This is a genomic window from Actinomycetota bacterium (genome assembly GCA_035536535.1).
Lineage (GTDB): Bacteria > Actinomycetota > JAICYB01 > JAICYB01 > JAICYB01 > DATLNZ01.
The window spans coordinates 1-20,899 of record DATLNZ010000074.1 but is presented as its reverse complement, the minus strand read 5'-3'; the positions used below and the strand labels follow the sequence as shown (position 1 = coordinate 20,899).

Here is a 20,899-nt window from a genome sequence, read left to right as displayed (position 1 = left end):
CCCGTCCCGATGATCACCGTCATCAACCCGCCCGCCCAGACGGCCGTCCGGCTCACGCGCAACAAGCGAATCGGCGTGATCGGCACCCAGGCGACGATCGAGTCGGCTCAGTACGACGAGGCGATCCGCCTGACCCGCAGGCCGGTGGAGGTCTTCCACCAGGCTTGCCCGCGGTTCGTCGAGCTGGCGGAGTCGGGAGAGACGACTGGCGACGCGGTGCTCGGTGTAGCCGGCGAATACCTGGGCCCCCTCAAGGAGGCCGGCGTGGACACGCTCATCCTGGGCTGTACCCACTACCCGCTGCTGTCGGCGACGATTCAGTACGTGATGGGACCGGACGTGCTGCTGGTGTCTTCGGCGGAGGAGACCGCGAAGGATGTCTACACGGTCCTGGCCGCCAACGACCTTCAGCGACACACGCGGGAGGCGCCGGTCTACGAGTTCCTGTCCTCGGGCGACGAGGAGGAGTTCCAGCGTCTGGGCCATCGGTTTCTGGGTCCCGAGATTGCGGCGGTGAAGCGGCATCCATTGGAATAGTGGGACAAGACCACTCGGAAGGGGGCGCCGGGCCGGGAGCCCGGCATGACCGATGCGCGTGACCATCCTCGGCACCGGTGCGGCATGCCCTCGCGCGGGTGGAGCCTGCTCGGGCTTTCTGGTCCGCGGCGAGAACGCGACCGTGTGGCTGGACGCCGGCAACGGGACGTTGTCGCGCCTGCTGGAGCATGTGTCCTGCTTTGACCTCGACGCGCTGGTGATCTCTCACTCGCACGCGGACCACATCTCGGACGTGCTTCCGTTCATGTACGGGCTGGGCTTCGCCGACGAGCCCGTCCAGGACTTCCCGGTGTACGCACCGCCGGACGTCCCGCCCATAGTCTCGGCCCCCCTGGGGTCGGGCTCGATCGACATCTTCCGGCGTGTCTTCGACTTCAGCACGACCGGGCCGGTCTTCGAGGTCGGGGACCTGCGATTTGAGCCGTTCAGGACGGTTCACCCCGTGGAGACGTACGGCTACCGCATAAGCGAGGGAGACAGGACTTTCGTCTACACGTCCGACACCGCGCCTTTCCCCGAACTGGCCGACTGCTGCCGCGACGCCGACCTTCTGCTGTGCGAGGCGACGTTCGTCCACCCGATGCCCTCGCCGCCGGACATCCACATGTGGGCCGAGGAGGCCGGCCAGATGGCCCAGAAGGCGGGCGCGCCGCGGTTGTTGCTGACGCATGTCTGGCCGACTATCCCGCTGGAGGCCGCTGTCCAGGAGGCGGCTTCCGCGTACACCGGCTCCGTCGAAGCGGCGGCCGAGGGCACCACGTACACGGTCTGATCGCAGGCGTGTGGCCGCACGGGGTTCCCGCCGTAGGCGCTGAGGTCCGCTGCTCCGGCTCTACCCACCACGTGACGTGGCACCAGGGCGTGCTGACTCTGGACGACCACGACCCGGAGGCCGAGCGGACGCTCGCGGCGATCGGGGGTGAGACGCCCGAGTGCCTCTGGCTGCTGCACGCCTGGCAGAGCGCCTGGGATTACCCGCACGCCGCGGTGGCACTGCTGGGCCCCCGGGGGATGGACGTGGAGTTTCCGCGTCACCGCAGAGCCAACCTCGCGCACGCGGCAAAGCTCGTCTCGCCGGTTGCCAAGGGGTCTCTTCGCGCGCTCCTGGACCGCTTTGAGCGGCAGGCGGTTGTGGCGTCGCTGCCCGACGAGCTGAGGACGGTTTTGGCGTTGGACCTGACGCGACGTTCGGACGCTCTGACGTGGCGTCCGTCGGCCGACTACAGGACGGACAGGCCGCAGTCCGAACTCAAGCTGTACGAGATCTCCACCCGGCGGCTGCGGTCGGTCGCCGAGAAGTCATTGCGCCTGCACACCGACATCGTGCCGCGCGAGGTGCACTGGGCCTGCTACGTCGTCCCGCCGAGGAGCGGGGCCTGGATGACGGGCTGGGTTTCCGGCGACGGCTGTCTGGTTGCCTGCGGCTTCCTTCCGCACTCATGGCTGAGAGTGCCCGGGGCCGAGGTGACGGAGACGGCGTTGGTGGTGGCGCCGGACGAGGGCGCGGAGGCTCTGGTCATCAACTGGCGCCGCTCAGGCTCCGGCGTGCGAATCGAGTCCTCGGCGGGCCGGGCTCGGCGCACTGCGTCCGGGGCGTGGTCCCTGGAAACCGCTTGATCTGGAACACTGGCGCGGAGATGAAGCCGTACAAGCGTCCGGACTCGCGCGCCCCCGACCAGCTCAGGGCGGTGCGGATGCGCCGAAACTACCTCGATCACGCCGAAGGGTCGTGCCTGGTTGAGTTCGGACGCACCCGCGTCCTGTGCGCCGCGTCGGTGGAGGATCGCCCCCAGCCATGGCTCAAGGGCACCGGCCGCGGGTGGGTGACCGCCGAGTACTCAATGCTCCCACGGGCGACCAGGGACCGAACCCAGCGCGAGGTCAATCGAGGACGCCCCGGGGGCCGCACCCACGAGATCCAGCGCCTGATCGGACGCTCCCTGCGCTCCGTCGTGAACCTGAAGGCCCTGGGTGAGCGCACCGTCACCGTCGACTGCGACTGCATAGTCGCCGACGCCGGAACACGGACGGCGTCCATCACGGGCGGCTTCATCGCGCTCTACGACGCGATGCGGCACATGCAGGAGCAGATGATCATCGACGAGCTCCCGATCACCGACCACGTGGCGGCGGTGAGCGTCGGGATCATCAACGGCCTGCCGTGCCTCGACCTGGATTTCGACGAGGACTCCCGAGCCGAGGTGGACATGAACGTCGTGATGACCGGGTCGGGCGAGTTCGTGGAGGTCCAGGGGACCGCGGAGGGCAAGCCGTTCTCTCGTCCGGCCCTGGACGAGATGCTCGTCGTGGCGACAGCGGGCATATCCGAGCTCGTGACGCTCCAGAAAGCCGTCCTGGACGAATGAAAGTCGTGCTGGCGACGTCCAATCCGGGCAAGGTCCGCGAGGTCCGGGCGATCCTGGAGCAGTCCCCGCTGGATGCCGAGGTCGTCGCGATGTGGATCGGCCACGAGGAGACGGGCGAGTCGTTTTTGGAGAATGCGCGGCTGAAGGCCGCCGCTGCGGTCCGGCTCACGGGCCGCCCCTGCCTTACGGAGGACGCCGGCCTTGAAGTCGACGGGCTCAACGGGCTGCCGGGGGTCCACTCCGCCAGGTTCGCCGGACCGTCGGCCACCGACGACGACAACACCAGCAAGCTCCTGCGCCTGGCCGCGCAGCTTCCCGAGGAACGTCTGACCGCCCGCTACCGCGCCGCCGCCGTCCTGCTCCTTCCGTCGGGGGCCGAGGTGGTGGGCGAAGGGTCCTGGGCCGGGCGCATCATCCTGGAGCCGCGGGGGACCGGCGGCTTCGGTTACGACCCGGTGTTCGTCCCGGTGGGGGAGACGCAGACTGCCGCCGAGCTCGACCCTTCGACCAAGAACAGGGCGTCGCACCGTGCCCAGGCGCTGACGGCGCTGCTCGCTCAGCTGGCATCGCACGCCGGCTCCCTTTGATAGAAGCAGTCGTCGTCAACCACAACACCTCACTGTTCACGCTGCTTGCGCTGCACTCTCTTCACCACCTGCAGCCGGACCACGCCGGCCTGCTGCGGCTGACGGTGGTGGACAATGCCTCGGACGACGACGACGCCGGCTCCCTCAAGAGGTACTGCCAGGAGCGGGGGATCGAGTTCGCTCAGTCGGGGTTCGGTCCCGGGGGCCGAATCAACAGTCACGGCGACCTCTTGCGCCGGTACGTCCTCGACCACCCGGCCCCGGACTTCTACCTGTTCCTGGACGCCGACGTCTGCTTTCTTGAACCGGACTCCGTCACGCGCATGCGGCAGGAGTTGGCCGCGGCTGCCGAAGAGGTCTGGGCACTTCAGGCGCGGTTCCACTCGACGGAGCGCCACTTTGGTGCGGACCGCAGCCTCGCCACCGAGTCGCATCGCCGGATGCTCCACCTGCTGGCGATCCGCACGGAGAAGCCGATGGCCGGAGAGGAGCTGGCCGCTATGCAGCTGGAAGGACGCCGGACCCACTCCGGTCCCACGCACGCCCGCTGCCATCCGGCTTGTGCGCTGATACGCAACACGCCGTTGTTCCGCTCAGTTGCGGAGCACGTCGGTTTCTCGACCGCGTGGATTTGGAGCGAAGACCACGACGTCGGCGGTTTCTACGACACCCTGTCGCTGGCGAGTCGTGTGATGACCGCCTGCGGGAGCAGGGTGGAGCTCTCCTCGGTTGAGGTCGACCACTTCTACAACGTGTCCTACGACGAACGGGAGCTCACGGAGAAGAAGCGCTCGGAGGCGCGGCGGCGCCTCCAGCGGCTGGAGACGGGGCGGCCTCCGGTCGAGCCGGGCGGGGGCTGGGGATCCTGACCGGTGCACCCGGGCGCCGGACAGCCGAGCCTAGGAGGGTCCGTCCTCTGGGTCTTCCATCACGTTCGGCAGCTCGTCGCCGGGGGACACGCTCGATGCCGGCCCGGCGGCCGCCGCCAGCCTGACGATGCCCGCGACTATGCCGCCCGCAAACTCTCCCCGGGCGAAGTATCCGGTCATGTCCCGTACGGCGTCGTAGCAGTCGCCGTCGGTGACCCGCGACGTGATCTGCGGCGCAGTCACCACCTCCACCCGGTGCTGGCGGGGCGCGACCAGGACGAGGACTGCCGGTCGCGCCTGAAGACCGGCCCGCACGAACATCTGCTCGGCCTGCTCCCGCGACCTTTCCGAACCCGGGCCGACGTAGACGCAGAACTGCAGTCCCGTCACGCGCTCGGCCTCCCGGACCGCGGCGTCAATCGCGGCGTTGTCGCGTTTGGTCAGGTGCCTACCAGCTGCCACTTGCGCCTCCACCCCCGAAGCCGCCCCCGCCGCCCCCCGAGAAGCCCCCGCCCGAGAAGCCTCCTCCGGATGAGCCGCCGCCGAAGGACCCCGAGCTGCGGCCGTAGCCCGACCCAAGTCCGGCTCCCCACAAAATCGGAAGCATGCCCCACCGGCGCCGTCTGCGCCTGCCCATGCCGCCCATGAACATGAACAGCATGAATCCCAGGAAGATCAGGCCGGAGGGATCAGTCCTGGCCGATGGCGCCGGGGCCCGCTGGGGGGGCACGGGAGCCGGTCCGGCGGCCGTGTCCCCGAGGGTCCGACGGATTGCCCGCGTGCCCTCGGTGACCGCAGCTCCGACATCGCCCTGACGCAGCAGCGGCGTGATGCGCTCCCTGATGATGCGTCCTGCCTCGATGTCCGTGAGTTCGTCGTCCACCCTCTGACCGGTTTCTATCCGCAATCTGCGGTCCTCGTGCGCGATCAGCAGAAGGACGCCGTTGTCCTTTTCGTTGAGGCCCACACCCCACTTGCGGGCCAGGTCGATTCCGTAGTCTTCGATGCCGCGGTTTCCAGTGGACTTCACCACCGCAACGGCTATCTGGTTTCCGCTGCGCGCCTGGTAGTCGTTGAGCTCCGCGTTCACCTGCTGCTCCACTGCGTCCGGCACGACGCCGGCGGCATCCACGACCGGAGCCGTGAACTCCGGGAATGTCTGCGCCAGCGCGAAGGGGGCCGCGAGAAGCTCCAGGAGCAGGACTGCGATCACGACGTGCCGCGCGCGGCTGAGGCCGCGGCGGCGGCAGGGCGTCACGGCGCCGGTGACCGCCTGAGTCCGCCTTCCAGGTCCACGCCCGGTGCCTGCCTCGCGTCGGCGGGAGCCCGGAACAGCGGCTTGCGCTCGAAGCCGAACAGCCCGGCGAAGATCGTTCGTGGGAACCGCCGCACCGAGACGTTGTACTTAGCAGCGGCCCCGTTGTAGTCGCGACGGGACTGGTTGATGCGGTTTTCGGTGCCCTCGAGCTCGACCATGAGGTCCCGGATGTTGTCGTTGGACTTCAGGTCCGGGTAGGACTCGACCACCACGAGCAGCCGGGCGAATGCGGACTCCATCTGGTTGCCCGCCGCCACCTTCTCGTCGGGGGTCCTGGCCCCCGCGTAGTTGGAGCGCGCCCGCGCTAGCTGTCCGAAGACCTCCTGCTCCTGGTTCAGGGCCCCCCGCACCGCGGCAACCGCGTTGGGAATGAGGTCCGCCCGCCTTTGCAGCTGCGCGTCGAGGTCGGCGAAGACGCGGTCGACCTCCTCGTCCTGGGCCACCAGGCTGTTGTACGAGCCGATCAGAGGCATGACGACCAGCAGAGCGATCAGGCCGATGACGATCAGAGGCATGAGCCAACCGGGACGGCGGCGTCCGGTGGCGAGAGGTGCGTCCATGAGCCGATCCTAAATGATCACGGCTGGTACGTCCTGCCCGGCGACACCCCGGGCAGGTCGTAGGCCCGCCACACGATCGTCGTCTCGCGCGTCAGGGGGACCTCCAGGGAGCCGAACCTTTCCAACGCCCAAGTCCGGACCGCGTCCACGGCCCGCAGCCGGACTTCGTCGGGCATCCCCCAGGTCCACGAGTACAGGTTCTGCTCGATGGACTCCAGCCGCTCGCGGACCGGGCGCGATGACCGGCGGGGGATGGGCGGAAGCCGCCGGGCCTTCGCTCCAGCGGCGGCAAGCTTGTCGTCCAGCGCCTGCGGGCTTTCGAGCCCGACGTACCTCGGGCGGTCCAGCCCGGCCTCCTGCGAAAAGCGCGTCTCCACCTCGTCGGGCTCCCAGTTGAGGCCGCCGATGTCCAGAAGCAGGATCCCGCCCGGCCGGACGACCCGCAAGAGCTCGTCCACCGCCGCTTCCCATCGCGGTATCAGGTGCAGGATGTGGCACCCGAGGCCGGCTCCGAAGGACGCGTCCGCAAACGGCAGGACCGTCGCGTCGCCCACCGCCACGGGAAAGGGCATTCGACCGCCGGCCTTGGCCACGAGCTTGTCGAGCATCGGCCGCGACAGGTCCACGCCGGCCGTCGGGACTCCAGCCTCGTGCAAGGGCAGCGCGATGCGGCCGGTCCCGATCCCGATTTCCAGACACCGCCCCCGCCCACGCAACTCGGGGGCGACCAGCGTGAGGATCGCCTCCATCGTCTGGGGGTCGAGCGCGCGCGTCCGGTCGTAGAACTCCGCGGCACGATCGAAGGAGACGGAGTCCACGTCCCGCTCTTTCTGTCGAAGGTGGAGCCTCTTTGGCCCGTCACCTTAGCGCCGAAGCGCGCGGGGCCGGGGCTTTGGCGCAGTGCGCCTTGAGGGAACTGACGCCGGGCGGGGGACCGGGGTCACAACGACGGCCGGGGGGAGGGCCGGCTGTTGAAGGAAACCGGGGGGCCTCGGCGAAGTAGGTTTCACGAATCCATTGATCCCCGGGGGTGGCGAGATGATGAGACGCGGTTCGTCGGCATTGGCCGGCTTCATGATGCTGGTGGCGATCGGCGGGTCAGCACCTTCGGCGACCGCCGACGCTGCCCGGAACGTGCCGATCGACACCGTGTTCCACGACCCCGGAGCTCCCGCGTTCACCTACCTGATGCTTCAAGACTGCGCGCCGGACCACTCGGGCGGGTGCTCGATGGCGTTCGACGGACGCACGACCATGACCGGCTCCATCGAGGGCACCACCGTGTACCGCGGGGTCGGATACTTCGACGGCCTCAGCGGGGTGTACCGGTTCGAGGTTTGGGAGACTTTCACCGGGCTGGTGCGCGGCTGTGGTGAAGGAACGTTGGAGTGGCATGGCACTGGTCAGGGATGGGCGTCGCAGGTTGACCCATTGACCCAGACGTTTCCCCTTGAGGCCAACTTGGCGATCGTCGACGGGTCGGGGCGCGGCGGACTCAGCGGGATCGCGGGTTCCTTCAAGGCCGAAGGCCGGTCCACGCTGTGGGCCGAGCAGAACGGGACGATCAAGGGCGCAGTGACCTGCCCTTGAGTTGGGTGATGCGAGAGGCAGGATCGGCCTGCCTCTCGTGACCAGCAGGAAACGGAGGGCGGAGTCGAAGCCCTCGTCGACTATGCGGTTCCCGACAGGAGATTTGAAAGTGTCCAGAGTCCGCCGAGTCCTGTGCTCCGCAATCGCACTCGCAGTCGCGGCGTCGGTCGCCCCGGTCACGGCGAGCGCCGCTCAGGCGGACGACTTGTGCCACGGCAACGTCATCGTTTTCAGCCATGTCGCGTTCCCGCTGCCGGCAAACCGGGCCGACATCGAGCGGACTCCGAGCGCGTCCTACGACATGAAGGGTTTGGGGTGCATTTCGGAGTCACCGCGGCTCGGGTTGAACACCGCGATCATCTATCCGGGAGCTCAGTTCGTCAGCTCCAGGCTCAGGGACGAGTCCGCCGCCACCTACTGCTTTGAGGGTTCGCTACTCGATGCGTGCGGCGCAGCGCGGAACCGTCGATGGACGATTACCTTCCCCCCGGCGCAGGTTCAGGCCGCCGAAAGCGACGTCCACGCGATCGATCCCTCGTCCGTCGGATGCCTTACCGCCTCGTTCGACGACCGGGGCCACACCGAATACTGCACCGCCACAGAGCTTCGCGTGATGGAGTAGCCGTTGGCTTCGGGCCTTCCCCGGGATCGGCACGGATGGGTCAGGAGTCGATGTCACGACGATCACCGGACTCGGTCATTCCACTGGGCGGCTAAGCTCCCAGGGTCAGAAGCCAGAGCGGGCGTGGCGGAACGGCAGACGCGCGGGATTTAGGTTCCCGTGGGGCAACCCGTGAGGGTTCGACTCCCTCCGCCCGCACCAGGCTCGGCCTCGACCCACCACCGGCCCCGTCATTTCGGGTACACCAAGTCGATGGACTTCCCGACTCGCGCCGGTGTCCTGCCCGCCCAGTGGCTGCGACGCGCCATCGACTCCGACGTGATCCGGTCCGACACCTACAAGATCCCGCGGTCCAACCTGCAGCCGGCGAGCCTCGACCTCCGGCTGGGAGAGACGGCTTTCCGGCTGCGGTCCAGCTTTCTGGCCGGGGACGACGACGTGGCGGCGAGGCTGGACGATTGTGCGATGGAGTCCTTCGACCTGCGCGACGGCGCGATTCTCGAGCGCAACCGGCCATACCTCATCCCGCTGATCGAGGAGCTCGCTTTGCCGGAGGGTCTCAGAGCGAAGGCGAACCCCAAGTCCTCGACCGGCAGGCTCGACGTGTTCACGCGGGTCATCACCGACCGCAGCCACCGCTTCGACGAGATCGCGGAAGGCTACTCGGGACGCCTGTACCTGGAAGTGTTCTCGAGGACGTTCACGATCAAGGTCCGGACCGGACTTGCGCTCAACCAGCTGCGGCTCGTCAGCGGTCGCGCGGTCGCGCCGGATGCCGCCGTCCTGGACTTCCATCGACAGGACCCAGTGCTGTTCCGCAACGGTCAACCGGTGCCGGGCGAAGAGCTGGCCTTGAGCGACGGCCTGTTCCTGAGCCTGGACCTGCGAGGTGATGACGACGGATTCGTGGGCTACCGCGCGCGCAAGAACAGCCGGCTCCTGGACCTGTCCGCCGGCGAGCCCCACGACCCGCGCGACTTCTGGGAGCCGGTGACCAGGGAGCGGGGCGGCCGGGTGATCCTGGAGCCCGAGGAGTTCTACCTGCTCATCTCCTCTGAGGCCGTGCGCATACCGCCGGCGTTCGCCGCGGAGATGACCGCCTACGACCCCACCTCCGGGGAGCTTCGGACGCACTACGCGGGGTTCTTCGACCCTGGCTTCGGCCACGATTCGGCTGGGCCGAGCCGTGGCTCCCGAGCGGTTCTGGAGGTCCGGGCGCACGACGTTCCGTTCATGGTCGAGGACGGGCAAAGGGTGTGCAGGCTGGTGTTCGAGGAGATGCTCGAGCCGCCGGAGATTCTGTACGGCCGCGATATCGGGTCCTCCTACCAGGGTCAGGTTGTGATGCTGAGCAAGCATTTCAGCCGGTCCTGACCCGTTGGATCCCCATGCTGACCTGCAAAGATGCGTTGTCTCGTTTGACAGCAGTGCTTGCAGGGTAGGAAACTGGATATCCACAAGCACTCAAGGGAGGCAACATGCTCGGAGTGAAGGACATCAGCCAGGCCGGAATGGCACTGGCCAACAAGGGACTCGGGCTCGTTTGGGAGACCGTCGGCACCCTCAGCGGCAACGATCGGCTGAAGGACGCCGGTCGTCAGCGCCAGGAAGCCGCCACAGAGCGCCTGGACGCCTTCGAGGAGGAGGCGAAGGCCTCTCGCAAGGCCGCCGAGGCGAGGTCGCACGAGGGCCAGCAGAAGAGCTACCAGAGCAGCGGCAGCCGCTCTGAAGGCCGGTCCTACAACGACCCGAAGGGTTCGCACGCAGTGGCCGAGGGCGCGAAGGGCGCCGTGAAGGTCGCCGCGGGCAAGATCACCGGCAACGAGGACCTGAAGAACGAAGGCGAGACCCAGAAGGACAAGGCCCAGGCCGAGGGGGACGCCGCCAAGCACGAGGCCAAGGCCGGCGCTCACCGCGAAAAGGCCGAGGCCCACGAGCGGACCTCGGACAAGCAGCGCCAGAACTCGTAAGCCAAGCACCCGGCTCGAGTGCCAAGGGGGCCCTAACCGGGCCCCCTTCGGCTTTCAGGGGGGGCTCAGTCGTCGTCCTTGCCCCTTCCCTTGCCGTTGCCTTTGCCTTCGTCGCGATCCCGGTCCTCGTGATCGGCAGGCGCCGGTTGTGGCGGTGGAGGACTGGCGGCCACGGTCAGCACCACCTTCGACCCCGGCTTCACGATCGTCCCCGGCCCGGGGGAGGTCTTCAGGACCGTTCCGGGCTGTGCCCCGGCCGATAGAACGCGGACCACATCCGGGACCAGCGCGAGCCGCTCGAGCGCAGCCTGTGACTCGGTCAACTGTCGCCCGACCACCTCCGGTACGACCGACCGGCCGTCGGAGATGCCGAGACTCACGACCGTTCCCCGCTCCACCGTCTGACCCGGCTCCGGACTTTGGAGCGCGACTACTCCGGCAGCGCCCCCAAGGCTGACTCCGCGGGTTGCCGTCTGAAGCCCGGCCTTTTCGGCGGCTGCCGCGGCCTCCCGCTCTTTCATGGAGACGAAGTTCGGCACCTCGACCGGTTTGCCGCCGCGTCCCGCCGCGAGAAGGATCAGCGCAAGCAGGAAGACTCCCGCGGCAAGCGGCACCAACCACACCCGGCGGTCGATGGCAGGGCGTGAAGGACCCCGCGGCAGTACCTCCGTCGCCGGTGGAGAAGCCACGACGGTCGTCGGCGTGCCCTGGTTGGCGTCCAACGGGGTAGTGCCGGTTGGAACGCCTGCCGCGCCGGGGATGCTCTCCCCGGCACCGGGCAGTCCGACCGCTTGCCGAAGGGCGTCCGCGAAGCTCGCGGCTGATGGAGGCCGCTGTCCCGGGTCCTTGGCCAAGGCCGACTGGATCACCCTGTCCAGCGGACCCGTCACACCGGGAAACTGACCTTGTAGCGGCGCGGGCTCGTCCTCCAGGTGCCGGCGCGCGATGTCCCAGAAGGATTCGCCCTGGTAGGGGGGACGTCCGCTCAGAAGCTCGTAGGCGACGCATCCCGCGGCGTAGACGTCGGACGCGCCGGTGGGCCGTTCCCCGCGAAGCACCTCGGGTGCGGCGTAAGCGGGTGTGGTGGCCGGCATCGTCGTACCGGTCTCCTCCGAAAGGATCCTGGCGACTCCGAAGTCCCCGATCTTGGGGCCGTGTGAGGAGATGTAGATGTTGGCCGGCTTGACGTCGCCGTGGATCACCCCGACGTCATGGGCCTCCTGGACCCCCCGCAGGACCAGGTCCAGCAGCACCACCGCCTCCTGCGGCGCCATCGGTCCGAACGCCGCCAAGTGGGCGGCCAGGTCGGGTCCGTCCACCAGCTCCATCACGATGTACGGGAACGAGCCCGCCGCGTCCGAGTGCTCGCCCCAGTCGTAGACATGGACGACCCCCGGGTGCGACAGCGCCGCCAGCGCGCGGGCCTCGCGCTCTATGCGGTTTATGTGGACCGGGTCCCGCGCCGCGGGTCCGGCCAAAAGCTTCACGGCGACCTCGCGGCCGAGCCGGTGGTCGTTCGCCCGCCACACCTCGGAGAACCCGCCCGTGCCGGCGACCTCGATCAGCTCATAGCGGTCGCCGAGAAGCGTCCCGGCGCCAGGTGCGGATGGGGGGTGCGGTGTCGTGTCCGTGTCGTTCCTCCTGTCCTGCAGCAACTCTTACCCAATCTGCGCGCCGCGTCCCGTCTGGCCGGAACTCAGGATCGCCGTCAGGATGTGGACATGGCGACGGTGTGGCTGAACGGAAAGCTGCTGGACGAGTCCGACGCGTGGATCCCTGCGCTGGACCGAGGGGTGCTCTGGGGCTACGGACTGTTCGAGACCCTGAGGGCCTACTCTGCCCGCTTGTGGGCCTTCAACGAGCACCACGCGAGGATGCAGCGGGGAGCGGAGTCGCTGGACATCCCAATCCCGACTGCCGACGTCGTAGCCCAGGCCATGCAGCAGGTCATCGAAGCCAACAACCTCGCTGATTGCGGCGTTCGGGTGACCGTCACTAGGGGGACGGGACCCGTCGACCCGAATGGGGAGGTGGCGGAGTCCGGCTCCACGTTGGTGACGGCGTGGCCCATCGGCGACTACTCCCGGCTGTACGAGGACGGGGCCGCGCTGATAACCCTCCCCGGCTGGTGCCGGTCGATGCCGGATGTGAAGTCGACCTCTTATGCCGTCAGCGTGGCCGGCAGGACGGCTGCGAGCCGGGCGGGAGCGGACGACGCCGTGTTCGTCGATTCCGGCGGGCGCGTCCTGGAGGCGACCGCATCCAACCTGATGGCGATCCGCGACGGCTGCCTGGTCACTCCGCCGCTGGACTCGGGCGTGTTGCCGGGTGTCACGAGACAGGCGCTGCTGGACGTGGCCCAGGCGGAGGGCCTGCGTACACGCGAGGAGGATCTGATCATCGGCTCGCTGCAGTCGTCCGAGGAGGTCATCCTCACCTCGACGCTGCGGGAGGTGTACCCCGTGTCGGCGATTGACGGGACACCGCTGCGAAGGGGGCCGATGGCCGAGCGGCTACGGAGGTCGCTGCGGGAGGAGATCCTGTCGCGACTGGGTCTGTGACCCACTCCGTCAGGAGATCCGCGACGGGATGAAGATGCCCTCCTGGTGGGTGACGCGACCCTCGCCGGGCAGGTCCTCCAGGGAGCTCGGGTGCACGAACCCGATCGCGCGCCTCGCGCCGGAGATCGCGTTCAGAAGGCGCATCAGCTGCATCGTCGTGATGTGCCCGTCGGCAAGCGCGCGCTCCAAGGAGCCGTCCTTGAGCAGCGACTCGCGGATCTGCCGCGCGATGACGATCAGGTTCACCTGCTCCAGTTCGGGTTCCTGGGTCATCGGCCCGTCGCTCATCCGGTCCTCCCGCGGACGATTCGCTCTGACAGCAGTCTAGTCACCCGAGGCTCGGGGTTTGGTTCACCGGACGGCCCTGGGTCCCGTGCTAGCGTCGCCGCATGCCCGACCGAGGACTGCCATCGCTGACGGTAGTCCGACTCGTCGCCGTCGTTGCCGCGTCGGTGCTGGTCCTGTACGCGGCCTACGCCGTGAGGCACATCCTGATCCTCGTGCTGATGGCGATGTTTTTCGCCGTCGGACTCGATCCGGTCGTGCGGGGGCTGCGGCGATTCGGCCTCTCCCGGGGGCTGTCGGTGCTGGCCGTATCGCTGCTCACGGTTCTGTTCCTCGGGGGATTCGTGGCGGCGGTGACCCCGCCCCTGGTCCGGCAGACACAGCGGCTGGCCCGGGAGATCCCGGACTACGCGAACAACCTCTCGCGCAGAAGCGAACGGTTCCGCGACCTCGACCGCAGATACGACCTCACGGCCCGGGCGCGCAAGAGCGTCGACGACCTGCCTCGTGTGGCGTCGCGGTCGGCTGGCAGCGCACTCGGGGTCGCGAGGAGCGTCGGACGCGCGATCTTCAGCACGTTGACCGTGATCATCCTCACGATCTATTTCCTGCTGGACCTCCCGGGCCTGCTGGCCGGGGCTTCGCGTCTGCTGCCGGCCACCCGGCGCGAGCGGTTCAAGGAGCTGTCGGTGCTGGTGTTCGAGCGGATCAGCGGGTACATCGTCGGCAACGTAGCCGTGTCCGTCATCGCAGGCGTCGTGTCCTTCATCGCCCTGTCCCTTCTGGGCGTCCCTTTCGCGCTGCCTCTGGCGATGTGGGTGGCGATAGCCGACCTGATCCCCATGGTCGGCGCCACACTCGGCGCCGTCCCCGCGGTGATAGTGGCCTTCTTCTCGGGCACCGCGACGGGGGTGGGGACAATGGCCTTCTTCGCCGCCTACCAGCAGGCCGAGAACTACCTCGTGGTCCCGCGCGTGATGAGGCGTGCGGTCAACATCTCCCCCGCCGCCGTGATCCTGAGCGCCCTCATCGGGGGTACTCTCCTCGGCTTCGTGGGGGTGCTCATAGCGGTGCCACTCGCTGCTTCGCTGAAGGTGCTGGCCCACGAGGTGTGGATTCCGAAGCAGGACATCTCGTGACCGAAGCGAGAGCCGCGTGACGGGCATCCTCGCCGTTCTATTCCTGGTCGTCCCGCTGGCCGAGATCTACGTCCTGGTCAAGGTGGGGCAGGTCATCGGGGTCCTCGAGACGATTGGCCTGCTGGTCGTCGTTTCCATCGCCGGCGCGTGGCTGGCCAAGCGCGAGGGACTGGGCGTCTACCGGCGGTTCAGGGAGCAGGTCGGGCAGGGCCGCGTGCCGGGGGCCGAGATAGTCGACGGCGTGCTCGTCATCATGGCCGGCGCGATGCTGCTCACGCCGGGTTTTCTCACCGACGTGGCCGCCCTGGTCCTGCTGCTGCCGCCGGTTCGCGCGTCCGTCCGCAGGGCGCTGATGAGGTTCGCCACAGGGCGGGTGGGGGCCCGGCTGGCTAATTCCCGCCGAACACTTTTGTAGACAGGGGACTAAGGAGGGCGCTTGAAATCGCAAGAGGTGAGCGGGCGACGGTCGGGAGACGCGTTCCCCAAGGTGGTTGCGGTCGTTGTGGGGGTGCTGCTGGTTGCGTTCGGACTTTGGGGCTTCCTCGCCCCCGAGTCATTTCATCAGCTCGCTAAGTTCGACCCGTACAACCGTCATTACGTTCACGACATAGGGGCGTTCCAGATAGGCCTGGGGGCTGTCCTGCTGTGCGGGGTCTGGATCCGGGATGCGCTGGCCGCGGTCCTGTGGGGAGTGGGCGTTGGTGCCACGTTCCACCTGTTGTCCCACGTCATGGACCGGGACATCGGGGGATCTCCCTCGACCGACTTCCCGTCTTTCGCGTTGATGGCTTTGCTGCTGATCGCGGCTGCCTTCATGCGCAGCCGGGGCGGCTCTGTCTCGGGGTGAAGGATTCGCCCGCCCTTCGGTTGCACGGCGTTCGGGACGTCCCGTACCGTGACGGCAGTTCGTGCTGGAACCGGTATGGAAGGTTCCTGCGGAGCAAGGGGGGTGGGGCAATGGGCGTCGTTCGACGGACCAGCCTGATGGTGGTCACCGCCGTGCTGCTGGCGGCGTGTGGTGGTGGCGACGAGAGTCCTCAGTCAGCCACGGATGACGGAGCGACTTCGACCCAGGCGCCAGCAGGCGGCAAGAAGGCGGGCGCCACGGACATCTGCAAGCTGTTCCCACCCGAGAAGGTGGCGGCGTTTCTCAAGACCGAGATCGGCTTTGCCGGCCCCTCACACAGCGAAGATGAAACCCGCGTCACCGACTTTTGCAAGTACGCCTACCGGGAGCAGACATCTACGTCCGGCGCAAGCATTGCTACGGTGCGATTTCCGAACGTGGAGGCCGCCCAAGTCGGGTTCCAACAGAAGACCCAGTCCAGCACGACACAGCCGGTGACCGGGATCGGAGACGAGGCTAAGACCCACGGTCCCCGCGAAAATGCGTCGGCGAGGTTCGGAACGGTGATTTTGACCGTGAGCATCGTGAATGTGGACAGAACGGCAGCAGCAGTGGAACGCCATGTCGCTCAGCTCAAGGAGTTCCTGCGAATCGTGGCCGAGCACCTCAAACCGATCCTGAAATAGGGGACGGGTCGCGTCAGCGAGGACGTCAGCCCCTGGAATGTTCGCTCAGGAGTATCGAGGCAAGCCCCTAACGAGGCGGTGGGTCGCCAGGGACTCGAACCCCGAACCTTGGGCTTAAGAGGCCCCTGCTCTGCCAGTTGAGCTAGCGACCCGGCGCGTTCAGGTTACCGGACCTGGCCTGACTCACGCGCACGTGGTCAATCCAACCCTCGACACGGTGGAGCAGGTCCGCGCTCGTCCGGACTCTTACGAGCAGCGTTCCGTTGTACAGGACGTTCTTGCGGTGTCCGGTTCCCTCCGGCTTGATGAACGCCCTGCCGAATTGGCCCGCCCGGAGTCCTGTCTTGGCGGACCAGAAGAGCAGTCGTTCCTCCTCGTCCTGACCGCGATGAAGGTGCATTCTTGCGGAGTATCTCTCGGGTGCGATCTCCAGAAACTCAGATCCCCATCGCAGGAACAGGATGATCAGACCCGGGTCAGAGTTCGAGAACAGCAGCGCGTTCGACCTCTTCGCGCCCTCTGCCCAGTAAGCGACAGTGCCGGCTATCCACGCAGGATCCCTCGCCAGTCGCGCCGCTTCGAGTCGCCCGGCGTGCCGAAGAGCCTCGTGACGCTGCAGCGCGAGCTGCCTCCGCTTCATGCCTACGCTCCTGCGAACTTCCGCGTCCGGCCTCAATGAACGCAGCCGCTCCCGTTGGTCGGGGGTCAGTTCAAGGTCTCGGCACCACAGCGATAGTGTTCCCTTGGCCACCGGGATGATCTGGGCGATCTCGCGATACGAAAGCCCCGCCACGCGCAGCTCCCGGCCGAGCTCCCGCCGCTCCCACCGGCGCAACGTTGTCCAGCCGCACGCCTTGGTGAGAACTTCCGGTGCTACGAACATGCGTTCGAGACTAGCCGGCAGTGAGGACATGGGCGTCGTGTGGAAGAATCGCCGGATGGCGCGAGTTCCCAGCAACCCCGGTGAAGCCGTCCCGCAGATGGATCTGTCGGACGGGCAGACGGTCCTGGCGGTCGGACCCGCGACCGCTTTCCTCGAGGCTCTGTCCGAGGCCGTAGGGGAGCAGGGGCGGGTGACCGTCCTGGACCCCCCTCCGGACCTGGAGGAGTCACCAGCCAACGTTCAGGTAGTGGAGGACCTCGCGGACGACCTGACCGCCTCTGTGGTCATGGTCTGGATAGGGCCGGTCCCGGCACATTCGGTCCGCGAGTTCGCGAAGCGGGTGGCCGACGGGGGCGTCTTCTGGGTCGTATTCCCCAAGCCGGGCCGGTCGAAGATGGCTCCGGTGAACGAGGCCGACGTCAAGCGCGCACTGCTGGCGATGGGGTGGCGCGACAACCGCAGCGTGATCCTGTCGGCGGACTCATACGCGATGCGGTTCCACAAGCGCGGCTGACACTCAGCGCGACGATGCGCTCCTGGCCCGCACGAGTCCCTCCAGCACCCGAAGGTCCCGCCGGAAGATCCTGACCATCAGCGGCTTGAGCAGCCGCAGTCCGATCGCGCCGAGGAGACCCAGGGGAGCGCGAATCTCCTCGGCCCACTGAACCTCCGTGCGGCCACCCGGCAACGCGGTCAATTTCACCTCACCGACCCCCTTAACCCACCCGAGATGCTGAATGCCCAGCAGGCGCGGCGGCTCCCAGGCGATGACGCGGATGGGGTCCCGGGTCCTGATGCCGGCAATCCGGACGGTCGCCTCGGCCTCCACTCCCACTCCCTCGCGCGCCTCGGACGTGACGACGAAGTCCGATGCCTCGAGCATCCAGTCGCCCTGGTGCTCCCAGTCGGTTATGAGGGTCCAGACGACCTCCGGGGGGCCCGGCAGGACCCGGGACATTTGCATCCGCAGGGTCACGACGACCGGTCACGCAGGAAAGACAGCCGCACCGTCCGCCGCGGGTTGTCGACGTTGAGGTCCACGAGGACGACGTGCTGCCAGGTGCCGAGTGCGGGACGGCCGGAGACCACCGGCAGGGTGATGGACGGGCTCAACAGGGCCGGCAGAACGTGGTCGGCGCCGTGACCGGGAGAGCCGTGGCTGTGACGGTACCGGTCGTCTCTGGGCAGCAGAGTTCGGAGCGCGTCCAGCAGGTCGGCGTCCGATCCGGCTCCCAACTCGATAAGCGCCAGGCCGACGGTGGCATGGGGCGCAAAGACGCTGCAGAGACCGTCGCCCGATCCGGAGCAGAACTCGCGGACGTCGTCAGTCAGGTCGTGGATCGATGAATCGGACGTATCAATGTGGATCTCGCGCGTGAGCATGATCCAGTTCCGAAGTGATTGGAGGGTGGCCGAGGGGACTTGAACCCCCGACCTCCTGAGCCACAGTCAGGCGCTCTAACCAAGCTGAGCTACGGCCACCATGTTCGGGAACATTCTAGACAACCGACCAGGGTCGTCGGCACACACGGGAGCTTTATCGATCCCACAATGTAGGGGGCTACCACGGAGGACCATGTTCAGACGACGTGAGCGCCACCCGGCTGCTCCTCCCGCGTCCAAGGAGGAGGTGCAGACCTCGCAGTGGAGCGCGCTGCCCGACGAGGTGCGCCGCGCGCACCTGCGGTTGGTGATCAACGACCTGTACGGCCGGCGCGGGTTCCGCGACTACGTAGACGAGGATGTGGACGCCTTTCTGTACATGGTCGTGCTGCACATCTCGATCCTGGTGGTCGAGCTGGCGCAGCTTTCGCGCAACGTCATCCGCCGGCAGAAGCCCCGACTGCCCGACCCGGCCCCCGTGACTTCGCAGGAGAATCCGCTGGTCGGCTTCTGGTGGAGGAGGTCCGACGAGGTCAGGGCGTCGCTGGAGCACAGCCTGTCCAGCAGCCTGGGGACAGCCGAAATCGCCTACCGGCGATTGGTCGTCATGGAGCGGTTGTTCGAGTTCGCCCAGGAGTACCTGGGGAAGAATCCCTGGGACGCGGCCCTCGAGGCTGAGTGCGAGACCTTCGCGACCGCCGAACTCAAGACGGCGGTGAAGGCGGAGCGAGGGGATCTGCTCAACTGGATCGAGGTCGATTCCGGGCCGGAGCCTGGTCCGGGAGGAACCAGCTAGGTCCCGGCCCCCGGGAGCCGGTGGACGGGAGCGCCTGTCCCCTCGCTTGTGGTGACGAGGTCGGTGCCCGCTCGCGAGTAGCAGATCGCCTCCCCCTGGACCGTCGTGGGCAGCGACACTCGGACCGGTGTCTGCGCGAACGCGGAGGGCAGATGCCCGAAGGGAATCGTCCACTCGAACGCCTCGGCGTACGTCCGGACCACAACCCGACTGCCGTCGGGTGAGATGGCACCGCCGGTGGTGAGCAGGTGGGAGGCCGTCGTGCCCGACGCGACCCTGATGAGGTCGAGGGTCATCGTCCGATGGAGCAGCTGCGGGAGCCCCGTTCCGAGGGAGGCGGCTTCGTACAGCCCGCTCACGCCGTTGCCGTCCTTGGTGACGACGGCAAGTGACCCGTCGCTCGGGTCCACCAGGAGAGTCTCCGCGTTGTGCGGACGGTCCTCGTAAAGCAAGTGATGGACGCGCGACGGCGGCGCCGGAAGCGGCACGGGACTCGGCTCCGTCGGTACAACCGGCTCCGGCACCTCGTAGACGGTCACTGTCGGACGCACCTCGTCGTTGTCGCCAAAGTCGGCGAAGAAAAGGGCGGGGCCCCCGTCGGCTCCCGGACCGCGCGCCATGTCCTCCCAATCCACTGCCACCGGACCGGCAACCTCATAGCGGGCGCGGGTTTTGCCGTCTGAGCCCACGGCGAAGAACCGGGCCCAGTCGCCGCTGTCGTTGTGGGTGAACCAGATGTCGTCGGACCGGCTGTACGGGGCGATCCCGCTCGACTCCCGGATGCGAGCGTCCTGGAAGTTGAACAGAAGCTGTGCGGAGCCATACCCGGCGGAGGCGGGCGGGCACACCGCGGCCACGACCAGAAACGCGATGACCGCGGGCAGCCGCCTCATTGCCGAAGGCTTCGCCGCGGAGAGCCATGCCTCCTGCCGTGTCCCCCGCCTCAGCAGCAGACATTCCTGGTAGACCACAGCTCCTGCCCCTCACGGGCGGCCAGGGCCGCGACGACCAGTCCGGCGGCGGGGTCGGCCCACCACCAGCCGAACAGTGCGTTGGCGGCGAGGCCTGCGAGCAGGACCGCGGACAGGTACGTGCAGAGCGTCGTCTGACGGGAGTCCGCGTGCATCGACCGGCTCCCGAGTTCCGCCGCAGACTTCCGCTTCAGGTGGGCGAGCACGGGCATCACCACCAGCGACACACCGGCCAGGGCCATTCCCGGCAGGCTCTCCTCCGGGCGTGCCCCTGACAGCAGGTCCGAGACCGACCTCACTCCGATGTAGCCCGCCAGAAGGAAAAAGGCCACGGCGACGGCTCCGATCGCGCCTCGCTCGGCCTCCTCGTGGGTGCGGCGACCGGAGGCCTCCGTCGACAGCCGCCAGATCAGCACCGCGGCGCACGAGGCCTCGACAACGGAGTCCAAGGCGAACCCGACCAGCGCCACCGACCCGGCGGCGAGCCCTGCCCACAGGCCGACTCCGGTCTCGACCACGTTCCAGGAGATCGCGAACCACTCCAGCCGCAGCCCTCGTCGCAGCTGGAGGGGCCGTGTCTGCATCACCAGAGTCTACGAAGGGTCCTGCGACTGCCCCCGGCCCCCTGATAACTTGAGCTTGCTCGTGAGTTCACAAGCCTCCGGCCACACCCAGACCGCCCCAGAAAGCCTGAAAACCCAGCGCTTTCTGCGCGCCTGCGCGCGCGAACCCGTCGACGCGACGCCGGTGTGGATGATGCGCCAGGCGGGCCGGTCGCTGCCCGCCTACAGGGAGCTTCGGTCGCGGTACGGGTTCCTGGACCTGACCGGCAAGCCCGACCTGATGGCCCAGATCACGCTCATGCCGCTGGACGTCATGGAGGTGGACGCCGCGATCAGGTTCGCGGA

At 67.9% G+C, this 20,899-nt stretch carries 29 protein-coding genes and 3 tRNA genes; 19 read left to right on the top strand and 13 right to left on the bottom strand.

What is annotated here, in order from left to right; all coding sequences use genetic code 11:
• The 6 genes from VNE62_04815 to VNE62_04790 all read left to right on the top strand — a co-directional run.
• On the top strand, positions 1–537 hold a 537-nt coding region (locus tag VNE62_04815), incomplete at its 5' end, for an aspartate/glutamate racemase family protein (GenBank protein HVE91610.1).
• A gap of 52 nt (positions 538–589) precedes the next feature.
• A complete protein-coding gene (locus tag VNE62_04810; protein ID HVE91609.1) occupies positions 590–1,330 on the top strand; it encodes an MBL fold metallo-hydrolase in 741 nt (246 codons plus the stop codon).
• Between the two features lie 71 nt (positions 1,331–1,401).
• Positions 1,402–2,175, top strand: a complete 774-nt coding sequence (locus VNE62_04805) for a hypothetical protein (protein ID HVE91608.1) — start codon at positions 1,402–1,404, stop codon at positions 2,173–2,175.
• Between the two features lie 20 nt (positions 2,176–2,195).
• The gene (gene rph, locus VNE62_04800; GenBank protein HVE91607.1) at positions 2,196–2,924 is read left to right on the top strand and encodes a ribonuclease PH; all 729 of its coding nucleotides are present in this window, start codon (positions 2,196–2,198) and stop codon (positions 2,922–2,924) included.
• Entirely contained in the window at positions 2,921–3,511 is a 591-nt protein-coding gene (rdgB, locus tag VNE62_04795; protein HVE91606.1) for an RdgB/HAM1 family non-canonical purine NTP pyrophosphatase, read from the top strand. Before rph ends, rdgB begins: the two co-directional genes overlap by 4 nt.
• A complete protein-coding gene (locus VNE62_04790) occupies positions 3,508–4,380 on the top strand; it encodes a glycosyltransferase family A protein (GenBank protein HVE91605.1) in 873 nt (290 codons plus the stop codon). The genes rdgB and VNE62_04790 overlap by 4 nt, the downstream gene beginning before the upstream one ends.
• Before the next feature lie 30 nt (positions 4,381–4,410).
• On the opposite strand, the gene VNE62_04785 is transcribed toward VNE62_04790, so the two are convergent.
• Genes VNE62_04785 through VNE62_04770 form a run of 4 tightly spaced genes read right to left on the bottom strand, consistent with a single transcriptional unit; the run spans position 4,411 to position 7,076 of the window.
• Entirely contained in the window at positions 4,411–4,842 is a 432-nt protein-coding gene (locus VNE62_04785; GenBank protein HVE91604.1) for a TPM domain-containing protein, read from the bottom strand.
• Complete coding sequence (locus tag VNE62_04780) at positions 4,829–5,638, bottom strand: TPM domain-containing protein (GenBank protein ID HVE91603.1); 810 nt, start codon at positions 5,636–5,638, stop codon at positions 4,829–4,831. Before VNE62_04780 ends, VNE62_04785 begins: the two co-directional genes overlap by 14 nt.
• Positions 5,635–6,258 (bottom strand): LemA family protein, encoded by a 624-nt coding sequence (locus tag VNE62_04775; protein ID HVE91602.1) that lies wholly within the window; start codon positions 6,256–6,258, stop codon positions 5,635–5,637. Before VNE62_04775 ends, VNE62_04780 begins: the two co-directional genes overlap by 4 nt.
• A 17-nt stretch (positions 6,259–6,275) precedes the next feature.
• A complete protein-coding gene (locus VNE62_04770) occupies positions 6,276–7,076 on the bottom strand; it encodes a class I SAM-dependent methyltransferase (protein ID HVE91601.1) in 801 nt (266 codons plus the stop codon).
• A gap of 220 nt (positions 7,077–7,296) precedes the next feature.
• Between VNE62_04770 and VNE62_04765 the strand changes: the two genes are divergently transcribed.
• The 5 genes from VNE62_04765 (at position 7,297) to VNE62_04745 (ending at position 10,440) form a co-directional block, all read left to right on the top strand.
• Entirely contained in the window at positions 7,297–7,848 is a 552-nt protein-coding gene (locus VNE62_04765; protein HVE91600.1) for a hypothetical protein, read from the top strand.
• Between the two features lie 109 nt (positions 7,849–7,957).
• The gene (locus VNE62_04760; protein HVE91599.1) at positions 7,958–8,470 is read left to right on the top strand and encodes a hypothetical protein; all 513 of its coding nucleotides are present in this window, start codon (positions 7,958–7,960) and stop codon (positions 8,468–8,470) included.
• A 117-nt stretch (positions 8,471–8,587) separates the two neighbouring features.
• Positions 8,588–8,671, top strand: a tRNA-Leu gene (locus tag VNE62_04755).
• Between the two features lie 51 nt (positions 8,672–8,722).
• Positions 8,723–9,844 carry a 2'-deoxycytidine 5'-triphosphate deaminase gene (locus VNE62_04750; GenBank protein ID HVE91598.1) on the top strand — a complete coding sequence of 374 codons (1,122 nt, stop codon included), beginning with the start codon at positions 8,723–8,725 and terminating at the stop codon, positions 9,842–9,844.
• 104 nt (positions 9,845–9,948) lie between these two features.
• On the top strand, positions 9,949–10,440 hold the full coding sequence (locus tag VNE62_04745) for a hypothetical protein (GenBank protein ID HVE91597.1): 492 nt from the start codon (positions 9,949–9,951) through the stop codon (positions 10,438–10,440).
• Between the two features lie 65 nt (positions 10,441–10,505).
• Here the strand turns inward: VNE62_04745 and VNE62_04740 are convergent, their stop codons facing one another.
• Complete coding sequence (locus VNE62_04740) at positions 10,506–12,095, bottom strand: protein kinase (protein ID HVE91596.1); 1,590 nt, start codon at positions 12,093–12,095, stop codon at positions 10,506–10,508.
• A 66-nt stretch (positions 12,096–12,161) separates the two neighbouring features.
• On the opposite strand from VNE62_04740, the gene VNE62_04735 reads away from it, so the two are divergent.
• Positions 12,162–13,001 (top strand): aminotransferase class IV, encoded by an 840-nt coding sequence (locus VNE62_04735; protein HVE91595.1) that lies wholly within the window; start codon positions 12,162–12,164, stop codon positions 12,999–13,001.
• 9 nt (positions 13,002–13,010) lie between these two features.
• Here VNE62_04735 and VNE62_04730 read toward each other — a convergent pair whose 3' ends face one another.
• Positions 13,011–13,289, bottom strand: coding sequence for a hypothetical protein (locus VNE62_04730; GenBank protein ID HVE91594.1), 279 nt, complete (start codon positions 13,287–13,289; stop codon positions 13,011–13,013).
• 101 nt (positions 13,290–13,390) lie between these two features.
• On the opposite strand from VNE62_04730, the gene VNE62_04725 reads away from it, so the two are divergent.
• The 4 genes from VNE62_04725 to VNE62_04710 all read left to right on the top strand — a co-directional run bounded on the left by VNE62_04725 (position 13,391) and on the right by VNE62_04710 (position 15,958).
• Complete coding sequence (locus VNE62_04725; GenBank protein ID HVE91593.1) at positions 13,391–14,425, top strand: AI-2E family transporter; 1,035 nt, start codon at positions 13,391–13,393, stop codon at positions 14,423–14,425.
• 16 nt (positions 14,426–14,441) lie between these two features.
• A complete protein-coding gene (locus tag VNE62_04720; GenBank protein HVE91592.1) occupies positions 14,442–14,840 on the top strand; it encodes an FxsA family protein in 399 nt (132 codons plus the stop codon).
• 21 nt (positions 14,841–14,861) lie between these two features.
• Entirely contained in the window at positions 14,862–15,272 is a 411-nt protein-coding gene (locus VNE62_04715; GenBank protein ID HVE91591.1) for a hypothetical protein, read from the top strand.
• 137 nt (positions 15,273–15,409) lie between these two features.
• The gene (locus VNE62_04710; GenBank protein ID HVE91590.1) at positions 15,410–15,958 is read left to right on the top strand and encodes a hypothetical protein; all 549 of its coding nucleotides are present in this window, start codon (positions 15,410–15,412) and stop codon (positions 15,956–15,958) included.
• A 79-nt stretch (positions 15,959–16,037) separates the two neighbouring features.
• Here the strand turns inward: VNE62_04710 and VNE62_04705 are convergent.
• Together VNE62_04705 and VNE62_04700 are read right to left on the bottom strand one after the other, a co-directional pair.
• Positions 16,038–16,110 (bottom strand) — tRNA-Lys (locus VNE62_04705).
• Positions 16,101–16,841 (bottom strand): hypothetical protein, encoded by a 741-nt coding sequence (locus VNE62_04700; GenBank protein HVE91589.1) that lies wholly within the window; start codon positions 16,839–16,841, stop codon positions 16,101–16,103. Before VNE62_04700 ends, VNE62_04705 begins: the two co-directional genes overlap by 10 nt.
• A gap of 55 nt (positions 16,842–16,896) precedes the next feature.
• Here VNE62_04700 and VNE62_04695 point away from each other — a divergent pair, with 55 nt between their 5' ends.
• The gene (locus tag VNE62_04695; protein ID HVE91588.1) at positions 16,897–17,355 is read left to right on the top strand and encodes a hypothetical protein; all 459 of its coding nucleotides are present in this window, start codon (positions 16,897–16,899) and stop codon (positions 17,353–17,355) included.
• Between the two features lie 3 nt (positions 17,356–17,358).
• On the opposite strand, the gene VNE62_04690 is transcribed toward VNE62_04695, so the two are convergent.
• From VNE62_04690 to VNE62_04680, 3 genes are all read right to left on the bottom strand, one after another.
• The gene (locus VNE62_04690; protein HVE91587.1) at positions 17,359–17,799 is read right to left on the bottom strand and encodes an SRPBCC family protein; all 441 of its coding nucleotides are present in this window, start codon (positions 17,797–17,799) and stop codon (positions 17,359–17,361) included.
• 14 nt (positions 17,800–17,813) lie between these two features.
• Positions 17,814–18,224: a YjbQ family protein gene (locus VNE62_04685; protein HVE91586.1), complete on the bottom strand. Its 411-nt coding sequence runs from the start codon at positions 18,222–18,224 to the stop codon at positions 17,814–17,816.
• 24 nt (positions 18,225–18,248) lie between these two features.
• Positions 18,249–18,323 (bottom strand) — tRNA-His (locus tag VNE62_04680).
• 94 nt (positions 18,324–18,417) lie between these two features.
• On the opposite strand from VNE62_04680, the gene VNE62_04675 reads away from it, so the two are divergent.
• Positions 18,418–19,020 (top strand): hypothetical protein, encoded by a 603-nt coding sequence (locus tag VNE62_04675; protein HVE91585.1) that lies wholly within the window; start codon positions 18,418–18,420, stop codon positions 19,018–19,020.
• Here the strand turns inward: VNE62_04675 and VNE62_04670 are convergent.
• Together VNE62_04670 and VNE62_04665 are read right to left on the bottom strand one after the other, a co-directional pair.
• Complete coding sequence (locus VNE62_04670) at positions 19,017–19,913, bottom strand: hypothetical protein (protein HVE91584.1); 897 nt, start codon at positions 19,911–19,913, stop codon at positions 19,017–19,019. The genes VNE62_04675 and VNE62_04670 overlap by 4 nt on opposite strands.
• Positions 19,914–19,963: 50 nt before the next feature.
• A complete protein-coding gene (locus VNE62_04665; protein HVE91583.1) occupies positions 19,964–20,575 on the bottom strand; it encodes a cation transporter in 612 nt (203 codons plus the stop codon).
• Positions 20,576–20,636: 61 nt separating this feature from the next.
• On the opposite strand from VNE62_04665, the gene VNE62_04660 reads away from it, so the two are divergent.
• On the top strand, positions 20,637–20,899 hold a 263-nt coding region (locus VNE62_04660; protein HVE91582.1), incomplete at its 3' end, for a uroporphyrinogen decarboxylase family protein.